The following is a 19210-nucleotide window of genomic DNA, read 5'->3' as shown; positions in this document are numbered from 1 at the left end:
CCGCATTCTGATCTCATGCTTGACTTGAGTTCCGCTCTGCGAAACAATGTTTTGCAAAACGACGACTGAGTTTAGCACCCGATGTCGAAACCTGCATCCATAACATCCCCAACGTCCGCCTCGACGCGTGCGTCCGATCCCGTCGACGAACGCAAATTCGTCGTCGCGCTGGCGCGCGGGCTCGACCTGCTGCGCGCCTTCCGTCCGGGCGAGACGCTGCTGGGCAACCGCGACTTCGTCGAGCGCACGGGTTTGCCGAAGGCGACGGTGAACCGGCTTGCCTACACGCTGACGGTACTCGGCTATCTGCGCTTCGACGAGGCGCTCGGCAAGTACGCGCTCGATGCTGGCGTGCTGTCGCTTGGTTTTGCGCTGCTGTCGGGCACCGATACGCTCGAGCTCGCGCGTCCGCACATGCGCGATTTCGCGCGCGAGGTCGGCGCGGCTGTGTCGCTCGGATGCCGGGACGGTCTGGACATGATCTACCTGGAGACGATCCGCAGCGAGACGGCGCTCACACTCGGGCTCGCATCCGGTTCGAAGCTGTCGATGCTGACGAGTTCAATGGGCCGCGCGTATCTCGCCGTGCAATCCGGCGAGGCGCGCGCCGCGCTGCTGACCGAACTGCAGCGCGCAGCGGGCGACGAAGGCGCGCAACTGGTCGCCCAGGCGCAAGAGGAAATCGACAGGTTCGCGCGAGAGGGTTGCTGCTATTCGTTTCGCGACTGGCACGACGACGTGAACGCCGTGGCCGTGCCCTTCAGCGACCCGCGCGATGGGCGGCTGCTGGTGCTGAGCTGTAGCGGCCCGGCGTCGTCGATGGGGGAGAGCGTATTTCGGGAGGTGGTCGCGCCGCGTCTGAAAGCGTTGGCGCGCCGTCTGGGGCCGGCCCCAGAACAAGCTTAGGCCGTCCGGTTGTCATGCACGATGAACAACGGCCCCTGCACGAACCGCACATCGTATTGCTGCAACAGATCGAACTGAGTTTCAGTCGCCACGCGATTGAAGATCAACGGAATTTTTAGCCGATTCGCATAGCTGACCAGCGGCTTCACCATCGAATCGCGCAACGCCGAAGCGGCATCCATCTTGATGAAATCCAATCTCGCCATGTCCGACACGGACAGGATCTGCCCTGCGTTCGGCAGATTGCCGGCGACCTTGAATCCATAGTGCTGGTAACTCTTGGTCAGATAGCCGAGAAACGTCTTATGCGCGACCGCCGCTGCCGGCAGCTCGATCACGACTCGTGACGGATTCAACCCAAACGACATCAGCACGGCCGAGAAATGCCGGCCGTGGTCGTAGCGCACGCTCTTTAGCAGCCGCTCATGCACACGCAGAAACAGCAGGCCGTGCCGCTGCGGGCCGAAGAAGTTGACGGCGTGCATCGCGCGCGACATCCGGTCCAGCGCGACCAGTTGCTGGTCGTCGGGTACGTGGTCGAACGGATCGAAGCTGTCGAGCGGCGTGCCGTCGGCCAGTTGCGTGACGGCCTGGACGCCGAGTTCGTCGCCGAAACGGTCCGCGCTATCGGGCGACGACGACAGCGACTGCGCTAGCGCATGCACCGAGATGTCGAAGATCGGTTCATAGCTGCTGCCGAGCTCGACGTCGCCGTAAGTCGCAATGGCTTCGCCGGTGCGTGGGCCTGTGCCCATTCTCAGATGCTCGCCGAGAAACGGGTGAGTGGAAGCGCGTTCGACGAGTTCGGGAATGGTCAGCGGGATCATGAATACGTGGGGAGCGGACTTGGATCGCGGCGGGGCGCCGCACGCTTCGATGGTAGCAGCGGCGACCGCTCTTTCATGCACCAAATACTGATATGGATTTCGCCATTCGTGTGGCGATCGATGCCTGATCGAGGGTTTACGTTAATTTCACTAATCAGAATCTGTTTTACTATTCGTAAATCCGAGCTGCAGCCTTTTACCCCGTTCCGCAGGAAGCGAAAGATGAGCGAATCCCACCGTTCTGCCGATGTGATCGAAGTCGAGCGCGCGCTGGCCGATGCGCATCGGCCGACGTTTCAGTTGATGCTGCTCGTGCTGTGCGGGCTGTGCCTCGTCATCGACGGCTTCGATGCGCAAGCCATGGGCTACGTCGCGCCGAGCGTGATCGGCGAATGGCATGTATCGAAGGCCGCGCTCGGGCCGGTGTTCAGCGCGAGCCTGTTCGGCATGCTGCTGGGCGCGCTCGGGCTGTCGGTGCTGGCAGACCGGATCGGACGGCGCCCGGTGCTGATCGGCTCGACGTTCTTCTTCGCGCTGTCGATGCTCGCGACGCCGTTCGTCTCGACCATTCCCGCGCTGATCGCGCTGCGCTTCATCACGGGGCTGGGTCTCGGCTGCATCATGCCGAATGCGATGGCGCTGGTCGCCGAATTTTCGACGCCCGCGCACCGCGTCAAACGGATGATGCTGGTGTCGTGCGGCTTCACGCTCGGCGCGGCCATCGGCGGCTTCATCAGCGCGGCGCTGATTCCCGCGTACGGCTGGCGCGCGGTATTCTGGGTCGGCGGCGCGGTGCCGCTCGTGCTCGCCGTGGCGATGCTCGCCGCGCTGCCCGAGTCGCTGCAATTTCTCGTGCTGAAGGGTCGCAATGAACGCGCGCGGCAGTGGCTGGCCAAGTTCGATCCGTCGCTTGGCGTCGGCCCCGGCACGCGCCTCGTCGTGCAGGAAAAGGCCAGCGGCGGCGCGCCTGTCGCCGAGTTGTTCCGCGCGGGGCGTGCGCCCGTCACGCTGATCCTCTGGGGCATCAGCTTCATGAACCTGATCGATCTGTACTTCCTTTCGAACTGGCTGCCGACCGTGATGCGCGACGCCGGCTATTCGCCGTCTACAGCCGTCATCGTCGGCACCGTGCTGCAGACGGGCGGGGTGGTCGGCACGCTGCTGCTCGGCTGGTTTATCGAACGTTTCGGTTTTGTGCGCGTGCTGTTCGCGTGCTTCGCACTCGGCGCGCTGAGCGTCGGCGCGATTGGCGCGGTGTCGCATGCACTCGCGTGGCTGCTCGTTGTCGTCTTCGCAGGCGGCTTCTGTATCGTCGGCGGACAGCCGGCCGTCAATGCGCTCGCCGGACACTTCTATCCCACCACGCTGCGCTCGACGGGCATCGGCTGGAGCCTCGGCATCGGCCGGATCGGCTCGGTGATCGGGCCGCTCGTCGGCGGACAACTGATTGCGCTGAACTGGAGCAACGCCCAGCTGTTTCACGCTGCCGCCTTGCCCGTGCTGTGTTCCGCATTGCTGGTGCTGACGCTCGCCGCCGCCACGCGTCGGCGCGGCGGCCTGGCCAAAGCGCAGACTGCTTGAGATTCATTGGAGACTTTGCATGGAATCATCCACACGACGCGAAATCCAGCCGGGCTATCAGTCCGGCTTCGCCAACGAATTCGCCACGGAGGCCTTGCCCGGCGCGCTGCCGCAAGGCCGCAACTCGCCGCAGCGCGCGCCTTATGGCCTGTACGCGGAACAACTGTCGGGCACCGCGTTCACGGCGCCGCGCGGCCACAACCGCCGCTCGTGGCTGTATCGCATTCGTCCCGCTGCCGTGCATCAGCCGTTCACGGCGCTGCCGTCGCACCGGCTCGTCGCGAATTTCGCCGACGTGCCGCCCACGCCGCCCAACCAGCTGCGCTGGGACCCGCTGCCGATGCCGACCGAACCGACCGATTTCATCGACGGCTGGGTGACGATGGCGGGCAACGGCGCGGCGGAAGCGATGAACGGCTGCGCGATCCACGTGTACGCGGCCAACCAGTCGATGCAGGACCGCTACTTCTACAATGCCGACGGCGAACTGCTGATCGTGCCGCAAGCCGGGCGTCTTTCGATCTTCACGGAGATGGGCAAGCTCGACGTCGAGCCGTTCGAGATCGCGGTGATTCCGCGCGGTGTGCGGTTTTCGGTGGCGCTGCCGGACGGCCGCGCGAGCGGCTACATCTGCGAGAACTTCGGCGCGCAGTTGCGCCTGCCTGACCTCGGCCCGATCGGCTCGAACGGCCTCGCGAATCCGCGCGATTTCCTTACGCCGCATGCCGCGTATGAAGACCGCGAAGGCGACTTCGAACTGGTCGCGAAGCTGAACGGCCACCTGTGGCGCGCGGATATCGATCATTCGCCACTCGACGTGGTCGCGTGGCACGGCAATTACGCGCCATACAAATACGATCTGCGTCATTTCAATACGATCGGCTCGATCAGCTACGACCATCCGGACCCGTCGATCTTCCTCGTGCTGCAATCGCAAAGCGACACGCCGGGCGTCGATTCGATCGATTTCGTGATCTTCCCGCCGCGCTGGCTGGCCGCCGAAGATACGTTCCGTCCGCCATGGTTCCATCGCAATGTCGCGAGCGAGTTCATGGGCCTCGTGCATGGCGCGTACGACGCGAAAGCCGAAGGTTTCATGCCGGGCGGCTCGAGCCTGCACAACTGCATGTCGGGCCACGGCCCGGACGCCGACACGTTCGAGAAGGCGTCGAACATCGACACCAGCAAGCCGAACAAGGTCGACAACACGATGGCCTTCATGTTCGAGACGCGCACGCTGATCAAGCCGACCCGCTTCGCGCTCGAAACGGCGCAGCTTCAGGCGCATTACTACGAGTGCTGGCAAGGTCTCAAGAAACACTTCAATCCGGAGCAACGATGAACGCATCGAGCGATCTTCAGGCGACGCTCGACGCGTCGCGCAAAAGTTGGGTCGAGTCGGCGAACGAGCCGTCCTGCGATTTTCCGATCCAGAACCTGCCGTTTGGCATCTTTAGCGATGGTCTGAACGCGACGCGCCGCGCGGGCGTCGCGATCGGCAACTGCATCGTCGATCTGGCCGCGCTCGAAAGCGCGGGCCTGCTGACGGTGGCGTCGTCGGGCGCGGGCGACAGCGTGTTCGTGCGCGACGCGCTGAACGATTTCATCGCGCTCGGCCGCGATGCATGGCGCAGTGTGCGCATCCAGTTGAGCAAGCTGCTGTCGCGCGATCACGCGACGTTGCGCGACGACGCCGAACTGCGCAACCGCGCGCTGATCCGTCAGTCCGACGCGACGCTGTATCTGCCCGTGCAGATCCCGGGCTACACGGATTTCTATTCGTCGAAGGAGCACGCGACGAACGTCGGCTCGATGTTCCGCGATCCAAAGAACGCGTTGCTGCCGAACTGGCTGGAGATTCCGATCGGGTACAACGGACGGGCTTCGTCGGTGGTGGTGAGCGGCACGCCCGTGCGCCGTCCGAACGGCCAGTTGAAGCTGCCCGATCAGGAGCGCCCCGTGTTCGGCGCGTGCCGCAAGCTCGATATCGAACTGGAGACGGGTTTTATCGTCGGTCGCGGTAATGCGCTTGGCGAGCCGATCAAGTGCGGTGACGCGGAGGAACACATCTTCGGCATGGTGCTGCTGAACGACTGGAGCGCGCGCGATATCCAGCAGTGGGAATACGTGCCGCTCGGCCCGTTCAACTCCAAGGGTTTCGCGACGACCATTTCGCCGTGGATCGTCACGCTGGACGCGCTCGAACCGTTCCGCGTCGCGCAGCCCGTGCAGGACCCGCAGCCGCTCGAGTATCTGCGCCACGCCGGCGAACACGCCTTCGACATTTCGCTCGAAGTGCTGCTCAAACCGCACGGCGCGAAAGAAGCGACGACCATCGCGCGCACGAACTTCCGTCACATGTACTGGACGATGGCGCAGCAACTCGCGCATCACACGGTGTCGGGCTGCAATACGCGTGTCGGCGATCTGATGGGTTCGGGGACGATCAGCGGACCCACGGATGATTCGTTCGGCAGCCTGCTGGAACTGACCTGGAACGGCAAGAATCCGCTGCAACTGAAGGACGGGGGCACACGCGGATTCATCGAAGACGGCGACCAACTGACGCTCGCGGGATGGTGCCAGGGCGATGGTTATCGCGTCGGCTTTGGTACTTGCGTCGGCGAGATTCTGCCGGCGCATAAGTAACGCTGTAGCGGCGCGTCACATTCGACGCGCATTGAACCAGCAATCCGCGCGCGGCGTCACGCCCGCGCGGACCTTGGCATAGTCTTCACGACGCCGCGTTCACGACGCCGCGCCGCTTCTCCCACAACGCTGCTGCGAGAAACGCCAGCGCGCTCGCGAGCACCACGCCGATCATCGCGTCGTTGCCGACGCTCTTCATCAACGCGCCCGCAATCAGCGGCCCGCCAAAGCTCGCGATACTCCACGACGCTCCCACGAGCGAACTCGCCGACACCAGCGCCACGCCGCGAAAGCGCTCGCCACACGCGACGAGCGACAGCGTATAGATCGCGCCCGCCGCCGCGCCGAGCACGTAGAGCAGTGGCCAGCACAGCCACGGCGACTGCACGGCCCACGGCAACAATGGCAGCAGCACGACGACCAGCACCGCGCAGCCGATATGCACGCGCCCGCGCCCGAGCCGGTCCGCGAGCCAGCCGATAGGGAACTGCATGGTCGTGTCGCCGAGCAGCAGCGCGGATGCGAACAGCACGGCCACTTCGCTCGGAATGCCATGTGCCATCGCGAAGAGCGGCATCAGTGACAGCGCGATCGTATCGAACAGCGCGAAGAATCCCGTGCCGATCACGAGCGCGGGCATCTGCGGTAACACGTGTCGCCAGCTGCCGTGGGGCTCGTGTTCGTCGGACGCGTGCGGCGTCGAGCGGATCATCGACAGCACGGGCAACGCAATCAGAAAGATCGCGCCGCAGATCAGAAAGCGCCAGTGATCGAACTGCGCGATCTGACTGACGAGCACGGGGCCCGCCATCTGGAACAGCGTGAAATTCGTCGCATAGATTGCGACGACGCGGCCGCGCGATGCATCGTCGGCGAGCTGGTTGACCCACGCTTCGCCGATCGTGAACAGCAGCATCAGCGCCGCGCCGCATAGCGCGCGCAGCACGGCCCAGACGAACAGATTGGCGGTGAGTTGCATCAGCGCAGTGGCGATCGCGACGATCAGCACCGAGCCGAAGATCGCCTGCCGGCCGCCACAGCGCGCGGCCAGCCAGCCGGCGATCGGCACGACGAGCAGGCCGCCGCCCGCCTGGGCGGCCGTCAGCAAGCCGACGACATCGGTGCCGTAGCCCGCTTGCGTCAGCGCGAGGGCGGTGAGGGGAAGTGTCGCGCCGCTGCCGAGGCCGACCACGGCCACGCTCAGGATCAGCGCAAGGAAATCACGGGAGAAGACGACTTTCATATCGGGCGAGATGCTACACCGCCCGCATGTCACGCGCACCCTGTGATAGCAAGATGCACGCTCCGGGTATGTCGCGTAGCGCGCTTAGCCCGCCACGGGCAAGCGCCGGTCGAGCGACACCGACCACCACGTCAGCGCCACCGCGCCCGCCGCCGTTGTGACGCCGACCCACGGCAGCGACGTGAGCGGCGCGCCCGCGCCAATCGCCATGCCGCCGAGCCACGCGCCCGTCGCGTTGCCGAGGTTGAACGCTCCTTGATTGAGCGTCGAGGCGAGGTTCGGCGCGCTGCTCGCGCGATCGACGATCAGCATCTGCAGCGGCGGCACGATCGCGAACGCGAGCACGCCCCACAGGAAAATCGTTAGCATCGCGGGGATTTCGCTGTGCATCGTCATCGCGAAAACGGACAGGATCGCTACGATCGCCAGCAGGAACGACAGCAGCGACTGCACCGGGCGCCAGTCGGCGAGCTTGCCGCCGATCATGCTGCCCACCGTCAACCCAAGGCCGAACAGCAACAGCACCATTGTCACCGCATGCGGCGTGAAGCCCGTCACGTCTTCGAGGATCGGCGTGATGTAGGTGAAGGTCGAGAACAGGCTCGCCGACGCCAGCACGCTGGTGCCGAGCACCATCAGCACCTGCGGGTTCTTGAGCACGGTGAATTCGTGGACGAGGCTTGCCTTCTGCATTTCGATCTTCGACGGCAGACACACCGCGAGCGCGATGGCCGCGATCACGCCGATGCCCGTCACGGCCCAGAACGTCGCGCGCCAGCCGACGGCCTGGCCGAGCGCCGTGCCGAGCGGCACGCCGAGCACGTTGGCGAGCGTGAGACCCGTGAACATCAGCGCGATGGCCTGCGCGCGGCGGTTCGGCGCAACGAGGCCGGCCGCGACGACCGAGCCGATGCCGAAGAACGCACCGTGGCAGAAGGCGGTGACGATGCGCGCGGCCATCAGCACTGCGTAGCCCGGCGCGATCGCGCACAGCAGATTGCCGAGAATGAAAATGCCGATCAGGCTCATCAGCGCTTTCTTGCGCGGCATGTTGGCGACTGCGATCGCGACGATCGGCGCGCCAATCGTCACGCCGAGCGCATACGCCGACACCAGCATGCCCGCCGCCGGAATCGACACGCTGAGATCGCGCGCGACGTCGGGCAGCAACCCCATGATGACGAACTCGGTGGTACCGATTCCAAACGCGGCAACGGCAAGTGCAAGCAGGGGCAAAGGCATGATGGGACTTTCACGGGAGGGTCGCGGCGGCGGACGGGGAGGCCGTTCGCGATGCCGTCGCGCGTATTCGGGACGAGTGCGCGTGCGTCGGCAAAGGGTAAATCAGTAGGGGATTGTACCTAAGCCATTACAGCTGTGCGGTCTGCTTCGCGCACTGTTGTATTTCGTCGATTGCGGCGCGAATCCGGTGTGATTTCGCAGCGAAAACCCCTTATTTCAAGGGACTTTTTTCTCTAGCGAGCCGCCGTGACGGCCAGCGCCCGCGGCGAACGCGGCCGCTCCCGCCACGCCTTGCGAGAACACGGCCGCGTAGCCACCCGCCCCTTCGCGGCGCAGTGCTTCGGGCAAATCGCCGAGCGGCGAGTTTTCATAGACGGAGCGGCGGTCCGCCAGCAGCGCCGCCTGCGGGAGCGCGGCCAGTTCGGCGGCGAGCTGTTCGGCGGCGGTGCGCGCGGCGCCCTTCGGCACGACGCGGTTGGCAAGGCCGAACGCGAGCGCTTCGTCGGCCGTGACGGCGCGGCCCGTCAGGATCAGATCGAGCGCGCGCGACTGGCCGATCAGACGCGGCAGCCGGATCGTGCCGCCATCGATCAGAGGAATGCCCACCCTCCGGCAAAACACGCCCAGCACGGCGTCCGCTTCGACCACGCGCAGATCGCACATCGCCGCGAGTTCCAGGCCGCCCGCCACCGCATGGCCGGCAATCGCCGCGATCACGGGCTTGGTGAACATCATGCGCGTCGGTCCCATCGGTCCGGGGCCGCTGCCGTCGGCGTGCAATTCGTTGCGCCGTTCGTCGTCTTGTAAAGCAGTGAGGTCCGCGCCCGCGCAGAAGGTGCCGCCCGCGCCCGTCAGCACGGCGGCGCGCCACGCGTCGTTGGCCTCGAAGCGGCGGAACGCGGCGGCGAGGGCTTCCGCCGTCGGACGGTCGACGGCGTTGCGGCGAGCGGGACGGTCGATGACGATCGTTGCGACGGCATCGACCGGGAGCACAACTTGCTGTTTCTGTGCAGTTGGGTTTTTTTGTGCAGTTTCGATTCGCACGAATTCGCCGAACTGTTCGCTAGCCATCGTTCTCTCCGGTTCGGGCTGCATTGCAAGACCTAGACTGGATGAAGAGCACTGAAAAAAAGCCGGTTGCGCGTGCGGCGACACCCTAAAGAACCGCGCAAAACGACCGCTAAAGCAGAAGCAAAAGCCTGCGCGACGATGCGTGGCGCACGGGCGGCGATGCAGCGCGAATCGCTTGCCGCCAAGTCACGTGGTTTTAACAATCGACTCGTAGCTTAGGCGAATTTCGAACAGCCAGGGCGCGCGCACGCACCGGCGCATGGAGTACGCCCGATGTCCACACTGATGCAACTACCGACTCCGTCTCCCGCGGCATCGCCGTCGTCCGGCAGCGAGCCTGTCTGGATCGTGCCGCTGCAGGAACATCCGCCGTATGGTCACGTACGCCTGAAGCGCGTCTTCACGACGGACGGCACACGCCATCAGGTGGTGCTCGTCGATGCGCGCAAGCTCATTGCGTGCGCCGATCGCGATGACACCGATTACGTGCTGCCGCCCGTGCAGGAATGGCATCCCGGGAAGCTGCGCGGCATCCGCGAGTTTCTCGATCCTTCCAACGCTCGCATTCCGCAGATGCCCTACGTGACGATCTCGACGCGCCGCGCGCCTGGGATGCTAGGCTGGCTCAGGCTGGAACACGAAGGTGTGGTCGCGTTCCGCAACGGGCAGCATCGCGCGCGGTACATGATGGCGGCGGGCGCCGTGTGGTTTCCAGTGGAAGTGCATGAGCGCGAGGCGGCGCTCTTGCGCCAATACTGTGGTGCGTCCGATGATGCGCGCATGGCGTTGCGGCCTACTTCGGGGAATGTGGCTGGGGTGCCGCGGACCTGAGCGATGCTTTTGGGGTGGGTTTGTCTGCGACGCGGTGGGTTGGTTTGCTCGTGTTTGCGCTGGCATCCGCGCTACGGTGTTTTTGGCCTTTGCGCTGGCATTCGCGATTCGTTAGCGTGCTTCAAGCGTCGCCCCTGTGCGGGGCGGCACCTACTTTTCTTTGCCGCCGCAAAGAAAAGTAGGCAAAAGAAAGCGGCTAACACCGCCAGCCCTTGTTCTTGCCTGAAGGCCCCCAAACGGTCCCACACTTCACACGGCAACCACGTGACTCATGCTCGTTGCCAACGCTCTTGCGGTGCGCATCACCCGCTTCACGCGCCCGCGTTGCACCATGCCGTGATGGATACTCCACGGCCGCCCAGGTGGCAAACTGTGTGTAGGCCGTAGCGCCACACACGCCTCACTTCGGACTGATTGCGCACGCGTTCCACCCTGTCAGAGCGCCAGGCTATTCGACGCGACAACCTACACACAGTTTGCCACCTGGGCGGCGCAAACCATTCGCTGCCGCTAGCCCTTGTGCGGGTGTTTGAAGTGGGTGAGGCGCTCATTCGAAGCGTTGGCAACGAACGCGAACAGAAATGCTGCCGTGTGAAGCATAAGACCCGCTGGGGGCCCTCAGGCAAACACAAGAACAGGCGGTGTTAGCCGCTTTCTTTTGCCTACTTTTCTTTGCGGCGGCAAAGAAAAGTAGGTGCCGCCCCGCACAGGGGCGACGCTTGAAGCTAGATAACAAAACGCGGATGCCAGCGCAAGACCAAGCGTGAGAGCAAAAAAGCAGAACCGCACCCCAACCCACACTGCTTGCGCAGCAAAAAAAATCCCAGCAAACCTACGCTAAGCCCATTTCAGCCGCCCGTAGGCGCCTCGACGGCATTCCGCGGCGTGCCGTCGCGCCACGCTTCGACATTGCCGAGCGTAGTCTGCGCGATTTCCGTCATCGCCTCGCGGGTAAAAAAAGCCTGATGCGCGGTCACAATCACATTGGGAAACATCAACAGCCGCGCAAGCACGTCATCCTGCAACGGCAGATTCGAGTGGTCCTCGAAAAAAATCCCGCCTTCTTCCTCGTACACATCGAGCCCGAGATGCCCCAACTGGCCGCTCTTGAGCGCGCCGACCAGCGCATTGCTTTCGACCAGTCCGCCGCGCCCCGTATTGATCAGCATCGCGCCGCGCTTCATCTTCGCGAGCGCGTGGCGATCGATCAGGTGATACGTCGACGGCAGCAGCGGGCAATGCAGGCTCACGACGTCCGAATCCGCGAGCAGCGTATCGAGCGGCACATAGCGCCCGCCGAGCGCCAGCAGTTCGGTAGCGGGCGGCCCGGGATCGTGCGCGAGCACCTGCATGCCGAAGCCCGCCATGATGCGCGCGAAGCAGCGCCCGATAATCCCCGTGCCGATCACGCCAACCGTCTTGCCGTACAAATCGAAACCAAGCAGTCCGTTCAGCGAGAAGTCGCCTTCGCGCGTGCGGGCCACGGCGCGCGCGAGCTTGCGGTTCAGCGCCAGGATCATCCCGACCGCGTGCTCGGCGACCGCATGCGGTGAATAGGCGGGCACCCGCACGACGCCGATACCGAGCCGCTGCGCCGCCGCGAGATCGACGTGATTGAAGCCCGCCGAGCGCAGTGCGATGAGCCGCGTGCCGCCCGCATGCAGGCGTTCGAGCGTGGCAGCGTCGACCAGGTCGTTGACGAATGGGCACACGACGTCGAAACCCTCGGCGAGGACGGCCGTGTCCGCTTCGAGATGCGACTCCTGGAAGTGCAACTCGTAGCGGTACGCGGCATTCGCCTCGGTGAACGTGTCGATATCGTACTGGCGGCTGCTGAACAGAATCATGCGCATGGTCACTGGCCTCCTGATAGACGCCCGCCGGGCGTCATCGATGCGTGAGCAATCGCGCGCGGCTCACGAAGCATGCTGCGCGGCGGGATGCAGGTCGTGCGCGATGATTGCATGCGCGTCGGTGGGCAGCGCTGACGCCGGACAACCCGCATGCTCGAGCGTGTAATCGACGAACGCGCGCGTTTTCGCGGGCAGATGACGGCGGCGCGGATAGACGAGCGACACCTTGGCCTGCGATTCGTCGACGGTGTAGTCCTGCATGATGCGCTTCAGCGCGCCCGTTGCGAAGTCGTCGGCGACGAGCGGCTCGGGCAGCACCGCGACGCCCATTCCGGCAATCGCCGCGAGCCGCACCAGCAGCGGGCTGTTGACCATGTACGACGGATCGAGCGTGACGGGCTGCGCGTCGCCATCGCTTTCGATGAAATGCCAGACGGTCGGGCCGCGTTGCTCGGAAGGCGTCGCGATGCACGAATGCAGCGCCAGATGATCGGGATGGCGCGGCTCCTCGCGCGCAGCCAGATAGGACGGCGCGGCGCACGGCACGAGGCGCTGCGTCGCAAACGACAGCTCGACACTGTCGGTATCCGCCGCCGCGGCCGCTGGCATCGGGCCCGCGATGAAGAGGCCCACGTCATAGCCGTCTTCGATCAGATGCGGCAGGCGCTCGGCGAGCGTGAGCCGGATATGCACCTTCGGAAAGCGACGGCGGTAACCGTCGAGCAGTTGCGTGAGCGCCTGCGGCGACAGCGCGCCCGTCGCGACGACGCGTAGCGTGCCGCCCGGCTCGCGCTCGGTGCCCGCGACCGAGCCTTCCAGATGGTCGAGCTCCTCGAGCAGTCCGCGGCAGCCTTCCAGATAGTGCGTGCCCGCCTCGGTCAGCGAAAGGTTGCGCGTCGTGCGGTTGATGAGGCGCGCGTGCAGGTGCGCTTCGAGTGTGGCGATCGAGCGCGTCACGAGCGCGTTCGATACTTTCAGCTGCTGGGCCGCGCGCCTGAAGCTCTGTGTTTCGGCGACCCGGACAAAGACCCGCATGGCATAGATCTGATTCATGGTGGCGCCCTCGTCTAGCGCGGTGCTGCCGCGCGTCGTTGACCCGGCTGTGGCGTGCGGCAGCTTTCTGCGTCGGCCTTTTGCGGGTGTCATACCCTCAGATTGCAGACAATCTGAGGGTTCGGAAATTTTGCAGATCCGGCACAAAAATAATATTGACAGTCGCTGGCAATTACAATATCTATTAAAACGACGGCGCTATTTCGAAATTGTAAAAAGGCTGGCGTTTTTGTCATATAGCGGAATCTATCTATACGATTTCCGCGCGCTTCAAATGCGGACATAAAATAAGCCTTCGGCTGCAAGAGCGTGTTCCGGGTTGTTCGACAACTTTGCGAGGGAACGATGTCTGTCAACAGAAGCAACACAAGCTGATTCGGGGCTTCTCGCCGATCGCGCTGTTTCGTCTGACGTAAATCCGTCAGTGCGGCGCATTTCAACCGCTTCGAATATCACTGGTTAATCCGGCGGATATTCGCGCGCGCTTCAATTAAACGCGACTAATTGCCGTGCGGATTATCGCGGTCTATTTTTTTAAAAAGATTCATACAACGATCCGCTTTGCCGGGAAATCCGAACATGGTCGCCGAATTGCTTAAGTCTCAGCCGGAGATTGCGCTGTTCGCGAGTCTTGCGCTCGGATACTTTATCGGCTCGTTCAAAATCGGCCCAATCCAGTTGGGCGGCGTGTGCGGCACGCTGATCGTGTCGTTGCTGCTCGGGCAGACGGGCGCGCGCATCGGGCCCGACCTCAAGAACATCGCGTTTGCGCTGTTCATCTTCGCGCTCGGCTTCACGGGCGGACCTCAATTCTTCGCCAACATCGGGCGCGGCTGGCGTTACGGGCTGCTGTCCGTCGTCGAAATCGTCTCGGTGCTCGCGCTCGTGATGTTCGCCGTCTGGCTGCTGCATCTCGATCCGGGCACGGCGGCAGGCCTGCTGGCGGGCGCGGCGACGGAGTCGGCGGTGATCGGCACGGCGTCGGAAGCCGTCGCGAAGCTCGGTTTGGCCGAGGCCGAGACGTTACGCCTGCAAGCGAACATCGTCACCGCCTACAGCGTCAGCTATCTGTTCGGGCTTATCACGATCGTGCTTTTCACGAGCCAGTTCGCGGCGCTGCTGTTGCGCGTGAATCTGCGCGACGAAGCCGAGCGAGTGTGGCGGCAACTCGGCGGCGGCGACTCGCTCGGGGAAGGGGAGCGGCTTGCCGCGCCCGCGCTGGTGGGGCGCGCGTTCCGCGTCGGTCCGGCGGCGGGCGTCGCGATTGGCGCCTTCGAGGCGAAATACGGCCACAACCTGACGATCGAGCAGATCGAACGCCGCGGCGCGCCGCTGGCCGTCGCGCCTGACGTCGTGCTCGCTGCCGACGACCTCGTGCTGGTCGATGGACGGCGCGAGGCGCTGGTTGCCGCTGCGCCGTCGCTCGGCGAGGAAGTCGCGTCGGGCCATCATTTCTCGACGGCACTCGCCGAGATGGTCGACGTCGTGCTCACGCGCAAGGACGCGCACGGCGCGACGATCCGTCAGTTGCGCGAGCGGGCCGACCCGGACCAGGGCCGCGGCATCTACATCGCGGCCGTCACGCGGCTGGAGTCGCGCGTGCCTGCGCTGCCCGGCACCGAACTGAATCGCGGCGACGTGCTGACGCTGGTCGGCGCGAAGGCCGACGTGCTGCGCGGCGCGAAGCGGCTCGGCTACCTGCTGCCCGCCACCTTGAAGACCGATTTCGTCTATCTCGGCCTCGGCGTGTTGATCGGCATGGCGATCGGGCGATTATCGGGCAGCATCGGCGGCATCACGCTCGCGCTCGGCACGGGCGGCGGATGTCTGCTGTCCGGGCTGCTGTTCGGCTGGATCCGTTCGCACTATCCCGTCATCGGCTCGCTGCCGCCCGCGGCTGCGCAAATCATCAAGGACTTCGGGCTGGCGACCTTCATCGCCGCCGTCGGGCTGTCGGCCGGACCGGATGCGATCAAGCTCGTGCGCGAGTATGGCCTCGCGCTGCCCGTCGCCGGGATTCTGATGGTACTGGTGCCGGGTCTGCTGTCGCTGTGGATCGGCCGGATGTTCCTGAAGCTCGACGCGCCGATGCTGCTCGGCGCGATTGCCGGCCAGCAGTGCAGCACGCCCGCAATCAGTGCGCTGGTCGGCGTGACGGGCAATTCGACGCCCGTCATCGGCTACACGATCACCTACGCGTTATCGAACATCCTGCTGCCGCTGATGGGTCCCGTCGTAGTCGGGATGGCCGCGAAATTCGGCGGCTGACGGGGACGACCGGCGCACCCGGCACGAAGCCGCGGGTTTGCGAATGGGCAAGTAAGGCTGAGGCGAACAAAAGCAAAATCGAAATGCCCGCGCAACCAGCAAGGCTGTGCGGGCAAGGGTCGCGGACGGTAGTGCCACGTCGTCTGCTGCGTTTCGCCGCGGGTCGCCCGCGCGCGCTTTTTCTTGAGAGGGCACGATGGATCTGATACACAACATTTTTCACAAGTCACCCGAGATAGCGTTGTTTTTATCGCTGGCCGTGGGGTACTTCATCGGTCAGATCAAGTTCGGCAAGTTCCAGTTGGGCGGCGTCGGGGGCTCGCTGCTGGCGGCTGTCGTGATCAGTCAGGCGGGTGTGTCGATCGACAGCGGCGTGAAGGCGGTGATGTTCGCCGTCTTCATCTACGCGGTCGGTTACGACTCGGGGCCGGGCTTCTTCAACTCGCTGAACCGCAAGACCTTGCGCGAGATCGCCATGGCGCTGTTTCTCGCCATCTCGGCGCTGGTCACCGTCATCATCTGCGCGAAGATTTTCCATCTGAACAAGGGGCTGGCGGCGGGCCTCGCGGGCGGCGCGCTCACGCAGTCGGCGATCATCGGCACGGCGGGCGATGCGATCGCGCGTCTCGGCCTGCCCGCCGAAGAAGTGAAGTCGCTGCAGTCGGACGTCGCGATTGCGTACGCGGTGACCTACGTGTTCGGCTCGCTCGGCGCGATCATCGTGTGCGTGAACATCCTGCCCAAGTTCATGGGCCGCGACCTGCGCTCGGCCGCGCTCGACGCCGAGGCGAAGCTCGCGGGCGGCACGCCGTCGCGCGCGCCGGGGCAACTGGCGGCGCTGCCGGAACTGGTCGGGCGCGCGTTCAGGGTAGGGCCGGCGGCGGGGCGCAAGGTGTCCGAGATCGAAATGGCCGCGCAGGACTTCGTGTCGATCGAAAAAATCCGCCGCGCCGGCAAGGAGATCGAGCCGGGACCGAATGTCGTGCTCGCGGCTGACGACGTCGTGCTCGTTGTCGGGCGGCGCGAGGGCATGGTGCCCGTCGCGCCGACAATCGGCACGGAAATCTCGGACGTCACCGACGTCAGCGCCGTCATGCAGACACGCCAGGCCGTGTTCACTGCAAAAGGCCTGAACCACACGACGATCCAGAAAGTGCGCGAAACCGTCGATCGCGATCTGCGCCACGGCGTGTTCCTCGAAAGCATCACGCGGGTCGGCCAGCCGGTGCCGATCATGCCGGAGACGAAACTCGAGCACGGTGACGTGCTGACCTACTTCGGCTCCGCAAAGGACACGAAGCGCGCCGTCGCGGCGACGGGCTACGAGCTGCCGTATTCGATCAAGACCGACTTCATCTACATGGGCGTCGGCATGGTGATCGGCCTGCTGATCGGCCTGATCGTGGTCAATATCGGCGGTGTGCCGCTCACGCTCGGTTCGGGCGGCGGCTGCCTGCTCGCGGGCCTTGTGTTCGGCTGGATGCGCGGCAAGCATCCGATGTACGGCGTCATGCCGCCCGCCGCATCGAGACTGTTGCAGGACTTCGGGCTGGCCGCGTTCGTGTCGGTGGTCGGGCTGAACTCGGGGCTGCAGGCCGTGACGACGATCAAGCAACTCGGCGTCACGATCTTCCTGCTCGGCGTGGTCGTGACGCTGGTCCCGCTGCTGCTGACGATGCTGTTCGGCCGTTACGTGCTGCGTTACGACAACGCGGCGATTCTGGCGGGCGCGCTGTCCGGCTCGCGCAGCGCGAACCCGGCGTTCGGCGGCGTGCTGGACAAGGCCGAAAGCGCCGTGCCGACCGTGCCGTTCGCGATCACGTATGCGATTGCGAACGTGCTGCTGACATTGCTGGGGCCGCTCGTCGTCGGGCTGGTCTGAACTCACACCGCCGACGGGCCGTGCGTGCCGTCGGCGGAACCGTCTGTACGTATTGAAGCCGGCGCGCGGCACGAGCCGTTGCCCGTTGCCTGGAAAGCGCCGGCGCATTTCCCCTTTCACTGGAGAACCGATCATGGCAAAGGACAACAAGAGCAAAGAGCAGGCAGCGATGCAGGCGCTCAGCCCGTTCGAGCTGAAGGACGAACTGATCAAGGCAGCAGGCGGCGGCGCCGTCGAGCGCCCGGCCAATGCGTCGATGCTGAACGCCGGCCGCGGCAACCCGAACTTTCTCGCGACGATTCCGCGCCACGGCTTCTGGCAACTGGGTCTCTTTGCGATGCGCGAATCGGAGCGCTCGTTCGCGTACATGCCCGAAGGCGTCGGCGGCTTTCCGAAGCGGGAAGGGCTGGCCGAGCGCTTCGAGCTGTTCCTGCGCGAGAACAAGGGGCTGCCCGGCATCGAGTTTCTCGCGGGCGCCGTGTCGTACGTGCGCGATCAGCTAGGCCTGTCGGGCACTGATTTCCTGTACGAGATGTGCGAAGGCATTCTTGCGTCGAACTACCCGGTGCCGGACCGGATGCTGAAGCTGTCGGAGGTCATCGTCGGGCAGTATCTGCGGCGCGAGATGATCGGCAAGTATCCGTTCGTCGGCGAGTTCGACATCTTTGCCGTCGAAGGCGGTACGGCCGCGATGACGTACATCTTCAACACGATGAAGCAGAACCATTTGATCAAGGCGGGCGACACCATCGCGCTCGGCCGCCCGATCTTCACGCCGTACATCGAGATTCCGACGCTCAACGACTACGAGCTGAATGTGGTCAATCTGGATGCCGATGTCGAGAACAACTGGCAGTACTCGAAGGCCGAGCTCGACAAGCTGCGCGATCCGAAGGTGAAGGCGTTCTTCCTTGTGAACCCGAGCAATCCGCCTTCCGTGAAGATCAGCGACGAGAGCCTCGAATACATTGCGGAGATCGTCAAGGAACGCCCCGACCTGATCCTGCTAACGGACGACGTGTACGGCACCTTCGCCGACGACTTCGTATCGCTGTTTGCGCTCGCGCCCAAGAACACGATTCTCGTGTACTCGTACTCGAAGTATTTCGGCGCGACGGGCTGGCGTCTCGGCGCGATCGCGACGCATAAGGACAACATCCTCGACAAGCTGATTGCCGAGCTGCCGAAGGACGCGAAGAAGATCCTGCACCATCGCTACGAGTCGATCACGACGGAGCCGGAAAAGCTGAAGTTTATCGACCGGCTGGTCGCCGACAGCCGCACCGTCGCGCTGAATCACACGGCGGGCCTGTCGACGCCGCAACAGGTGCAGATGGTGCTCTTCTCGCTGTTCTCGCTGATGGACACGCCGGATGCGTACAAGAACGCGCTGAAGCGCCTGATCCGCAATCGCAAGCGCGCGCTGTTCGAGGAAATCGGCATCGCGTTCGACGAGAAGGACGCGAACCAGGTCGACTACTACACGATCATCGACATGGAGTACTTCGGCGAGCGCGCGTATGGCCGCGAGTTCGTCGACTGGCTGCTCAAGCACACTGAGGCGTCGGAGCTGCTGTTCCGTCTGGCAACCGATGCGCGGGTCGTGTTGCTGCCGGGGATGGGCTTCGGCACCAAGCATCCTTCGGGGCGCGTGTCGCTGGCGAATCTCAACGAGTCCGACTATCGCAAGATCGGGCGCGCGATCCGCAAGCTCACGGAGGAATACGTCGAGCGCTACACCAAGGAGACGGGCAAGAGCATTCAACGCAAAGAGGTCAAGTGACAATCCGGCAGGCAAAGACCG

Annotated in this window: 14 protein-coding genes; 8 read left to right on the top strand and 6 right to left on the bottom strand. The window is 64.5% G+C overall.

Features of this window, described 5'->3' with window-relative positions; translation table 11 throughout:
* Positions 1-81: 81 nt before the first annotated feature.
* A complete protein-coding gene (locus tag C2L65_RS12595) occupies positions 82-906 on the top strand; it encodes an IclR family transcriptional regulator (protein ID WP_042310693.1) in 825 nt (274 codons plus the stop codon).
* Here the strand turns inward: C2L65_RS12595 and C2L65_RS12590 are convergent.
* Complete coding sequence (locus C2L65_RS12590; protein WP_042310695.1) at positions 903-1733, bottom strand: EAL domain-containing protein; 831 nt, start codon at positions 1731-1733, stop codon at positions 903-905. The genes C2L65_RS12595 and C2L65_RS12590 overlap by 4 nt on opposite strands.
* A gap of 222 nt (positions 1734-1955) precedes the next feature.
* Here C2L65_RS12590 and C2L65_RS12585 point away from each other — a divergent pair, with 222 nt between their 5' ends.
* From C2L65_RS12585 to fahA, 3 genes are read left to right on the top strand one after another with little or no spacing between them, the layout of a single operon-like run.
* On the top strand, positions 1956-3314 hold the full coding sequence (locus C2L65_RS12585) for an MFS transporter (protein WP_042310697.1): 1359 nt from the start codon (positions 1956-1958) through the stop codon (positions 3312-3314).
* A 19-nt stretch (positions 3315-3333) separates the two neighbouring features.
* Positions 3334-4656: a homogentisate 1,2-dioxygenase gene (hmgA, locus tag C2L65_RS12580; RefSeq protein ID WP_042310699.1), complete on the top strand. Its 1323-nt coding sequence runs from the start codon at positions 3334-3336 to the stop codon at positions 4654-4656.
* A complete protein-coding gene (gene fahA / locus C2L65_RS12575; RefSeq protein WP_042310701.1) occupies positions 4653-5963 on the top strand; it encodes a fumarylacetoacetase in 1311 nt (436 codons plus the stop codon). Before hmgA ends, fahA begins: the two co-directional genes overlap by 4 nt.
* 85 nt (positions 5964-6048) lie before the next feature.
* On the opposite strand, the gene C2L65_RS12570 is transcribed toward fahA, so the two are convergent.
* From C2L65_RS12570 to C2L65_RS12560, 3 genes are all read right to left on the bottom strand, one after another.
* Positions 6049-7206, bottom strand: coding sequence for an MFS transporter (locus C2L65_RS12570; RefSeq protein WP_042310703.1), 1158 nt, complete (start codon positions 7204-7206; stop codon positions 6049-6051).
* A gap of 84 nt (positions 7207-7290) precedes the next feature.
* Positions 7291-8448, bottom strand: a complete 1158-nt coding sequence (locus tag C2L65_RS12565) for an MFS transporter (protein WP_042310705.1) — start codon at positions 8446-8448, stop codon at positions 7291-7293.
* Between the two features lie 216 nt (positions 8449-8664).
* On the bottom strand, positions 8665-9519 hold the full coding sequence (locus C2L65_RS12560; RefSeq protein WP_081921160.1) for a crotonase/enoyl-CoA hydratase family protein: 855 nt from the start codon (positions 9517-9519) through the stop codon (positions 8665-8667).
* Between the two features lie 273 nt (positions 9520-9792).
* Here C2L65_RS12560 and C2L65_RS12555 point away from each other — a divergent pair, with 273 nt between their 5' ends.
* On the top strand, positions 9793-10350 hold the full coding sequence (locus C2L65_RS12555; protein ID WP_042310707.1) for a plasmid fertility inhibition factor family protein: 558 nt from the start codon (positions 9793-9795) through the stop codon (positions 10348-10350).
* Between the two features lie 848 nt (positions 10351-11198).
* Here C2L65_RS12555 and C2L65_RS12550 read toward each other — a convergent pair.
* Together C2L65_RS12550 and C2L65_RS12545 are read right to left on the bottom strand one after the other, a co-directional pair.
* On the bottom strand, positions 11199-12203 hold the full coding sequence (locus tag C2L65_RS12550) for a 2-hydroxyacid dehydrogenase (protein ID WP_042307279.1): 1005 nt from the start codon (positions 12201-12203) through the stop codon (positions 11199-11201).
* A gap of 63 nt (positions 12204-12266) precedes the next feature.
* The gene (locus C2L65_RS12545; protein ID WP_042307281.1) at positions 12267-13256 is read right to left on the bottom strand and encodes a LysR family transcriptional regulator; all 990 of its coding nucleotides are present in this window, start codon (positions 13254-13256) and stop codon (positions 12267-12269) included.
* A gap of 579 nt (positions 13257-13835) precedes the next feature.
* Here C2L65_RS12545 and aspT (C2L65_RS12540) point away from each other — a divergent pair.
* The 3 genes from aspT (C2L65_RS12540) to C2L65_RS12530 all read left to right on the top strand — a co-directional run bounded on the left by aspT (C2L65_RS12540) (position 13836) and on the right by C2L65_RS12530 (position 19189).
* The gene (gene aspT, locus C2L65_RS12540) at positions 13836-15524 is read left to right on the top strand and encodes an aspartate-alanine antiporter (RefSeq protein WP_042307284.1); all 1689 of its coding nucleotides are present in this window, start codon (positions 13836-13838) and stop codon (positions 15522-15524) included.
* 196 nt (positions 15525-15720) lie between these two features.
* Positions 15721-17406, top strand: coding sequence for an aspartate-alanine antiporter (gene aspT / locus C2L65_RS12535; RefSeq protein WP_042307285.1), 1686 nt, complete (start codon positions 15721-15723; stop codon positions 17404-17406).
* Positions 17407-17539: 133 nt separating this feature from the next.
* Positions 17540-19189: a bifunctional aspartate transaminase/aspartate 4-decarboxylase gene (locus C2L65_RS12530; RefSeq protein ID WP_042307287.1), complete on the top strand. Its 1650-nt coding sequence runs from the start codon at positions 17540-17542 to the stop codon at positions 19187-19189.
* Positions 19190-19210: the final 21 nt, after the last annotated feature.

The sequence above is a fragment of the Paraburkholderia terrae genome (assembly GCF_002902925.1).
GTDB classification, from domain to species: domain Bacteria; phylum Pseudomonadota; class Gammaproteobacteria; order Burkholderiales; family Burkholderiaceae; genus Paraburkholderia; species Paraburkholderia terrae.
This window is presented reverse-complemented; position numbering and strand designations above follow the sequence as displayed.

What these genes read in the sequence shown, in the direction of transcription:
- C2L65_RS12595 (WP_042310693.1), top strand. Translation starts at nt 82, where the DNA reads ATGTCGAAACCTGCATCCATAACATCCCCAACGTCCGCCTCGACGCGT.
- C2L65_RS12590 (WP_042310695.1), bottom strand. Translation starts at nt 1,733, where the DNA reads ATGATCCCGCTGACCATTCCCGAACTCGTCGAACGCGCTTCCACTCAC.
- C2L65_RS12585 (WP_042310697.1), top strand. Translation starts at nt 1,956, where the DNA reads ATGAGCGAATCCCACCGTTCTGCCGATGTGATCGAAGTCGAGCGCGCG.
- hmgA (WP_042310699.1), top strand. Translation starts at nt 3,334, where the DNA reads ATGGAATCATCCACACGACGCGAAATCCAGCCGGGCTATCAGTCCGGC.
- fahA (WP_042310701.1), top strand. Translation starts at nt 4,653, where the DNA reads ATGAACGCATCGAGCGATCTTCAGGCGACGCTCGACGCGTCGCGCAAA.
- C2L65_RS12570 (WP_042310703.1), bottom strand. Translation starts at nt 7,206, where the DNA reads ATGAAAGTCGTCTTCTCCCGTGATTTCCTTGCGCTGATCCTGAGCGTG.
- C2L65_RS12565 (WP_042310705.1), bottom strand. Translation starts at nt 8,448, where the DNA reads ATGCCTTTGCCCCTGCTTGCACTTGCCGTTGCCGCGTTTGGAATCGGT.
- C2L65_RS12560 (WP_081921160.1), bottom strand. Translation starts at nt 9,519, where the DNA reads ATGGCTAGCGAACAGTTCGGCGAATTCGTGCGAATCGAAACTGCACAA.
- C2L65_RS12555 (WP_042310707.1), top strand. Translation starts at nt 9,793, where the DNA reads ATGTCCACACTGATGCAACTACCGACTCCGTCTCCCGCGGCATCGCCG.
- C2L65_RS12550 (WP_042307279.1), bottom strand. Translation starts at nt 12,203, where the DNA reads ATGCGCATGATTCTGTTCAGCAGCCGCCAGTACGATATCGACACGTTC.
- C2L65_RS12545 (WP_042307281.1), bottom strand. Translation starts at nt 13,256, where the DNA reads ATGAATCAGATCTATGCCATGCGGGTCTTTGTCCGGGTCGCCGAAACA.
- aspT (WP_042307284.1), top strand. Translation starts at nt 13,836, where the DNA reads ATGGTCGCCGAATTGCTTAAGTCTCAGCCGGAGATTGCGCTGTTCGCG.
- aspT (WP_042307285.1), top strand. Translation starts at nt 15,721, where the DNA reads ATGGATCTGATACACAACATTTTTCACAAGTCACCCGAGATAGCGTTG.
- C2L65_RS12530 (WP_042307287.1), top strand. Translation starts at nt 17,540, where the DNA reads ATGGCAAAGGACAACAAGAGCAAAGAGCAGGCAGCGATGCAGGCGCTC.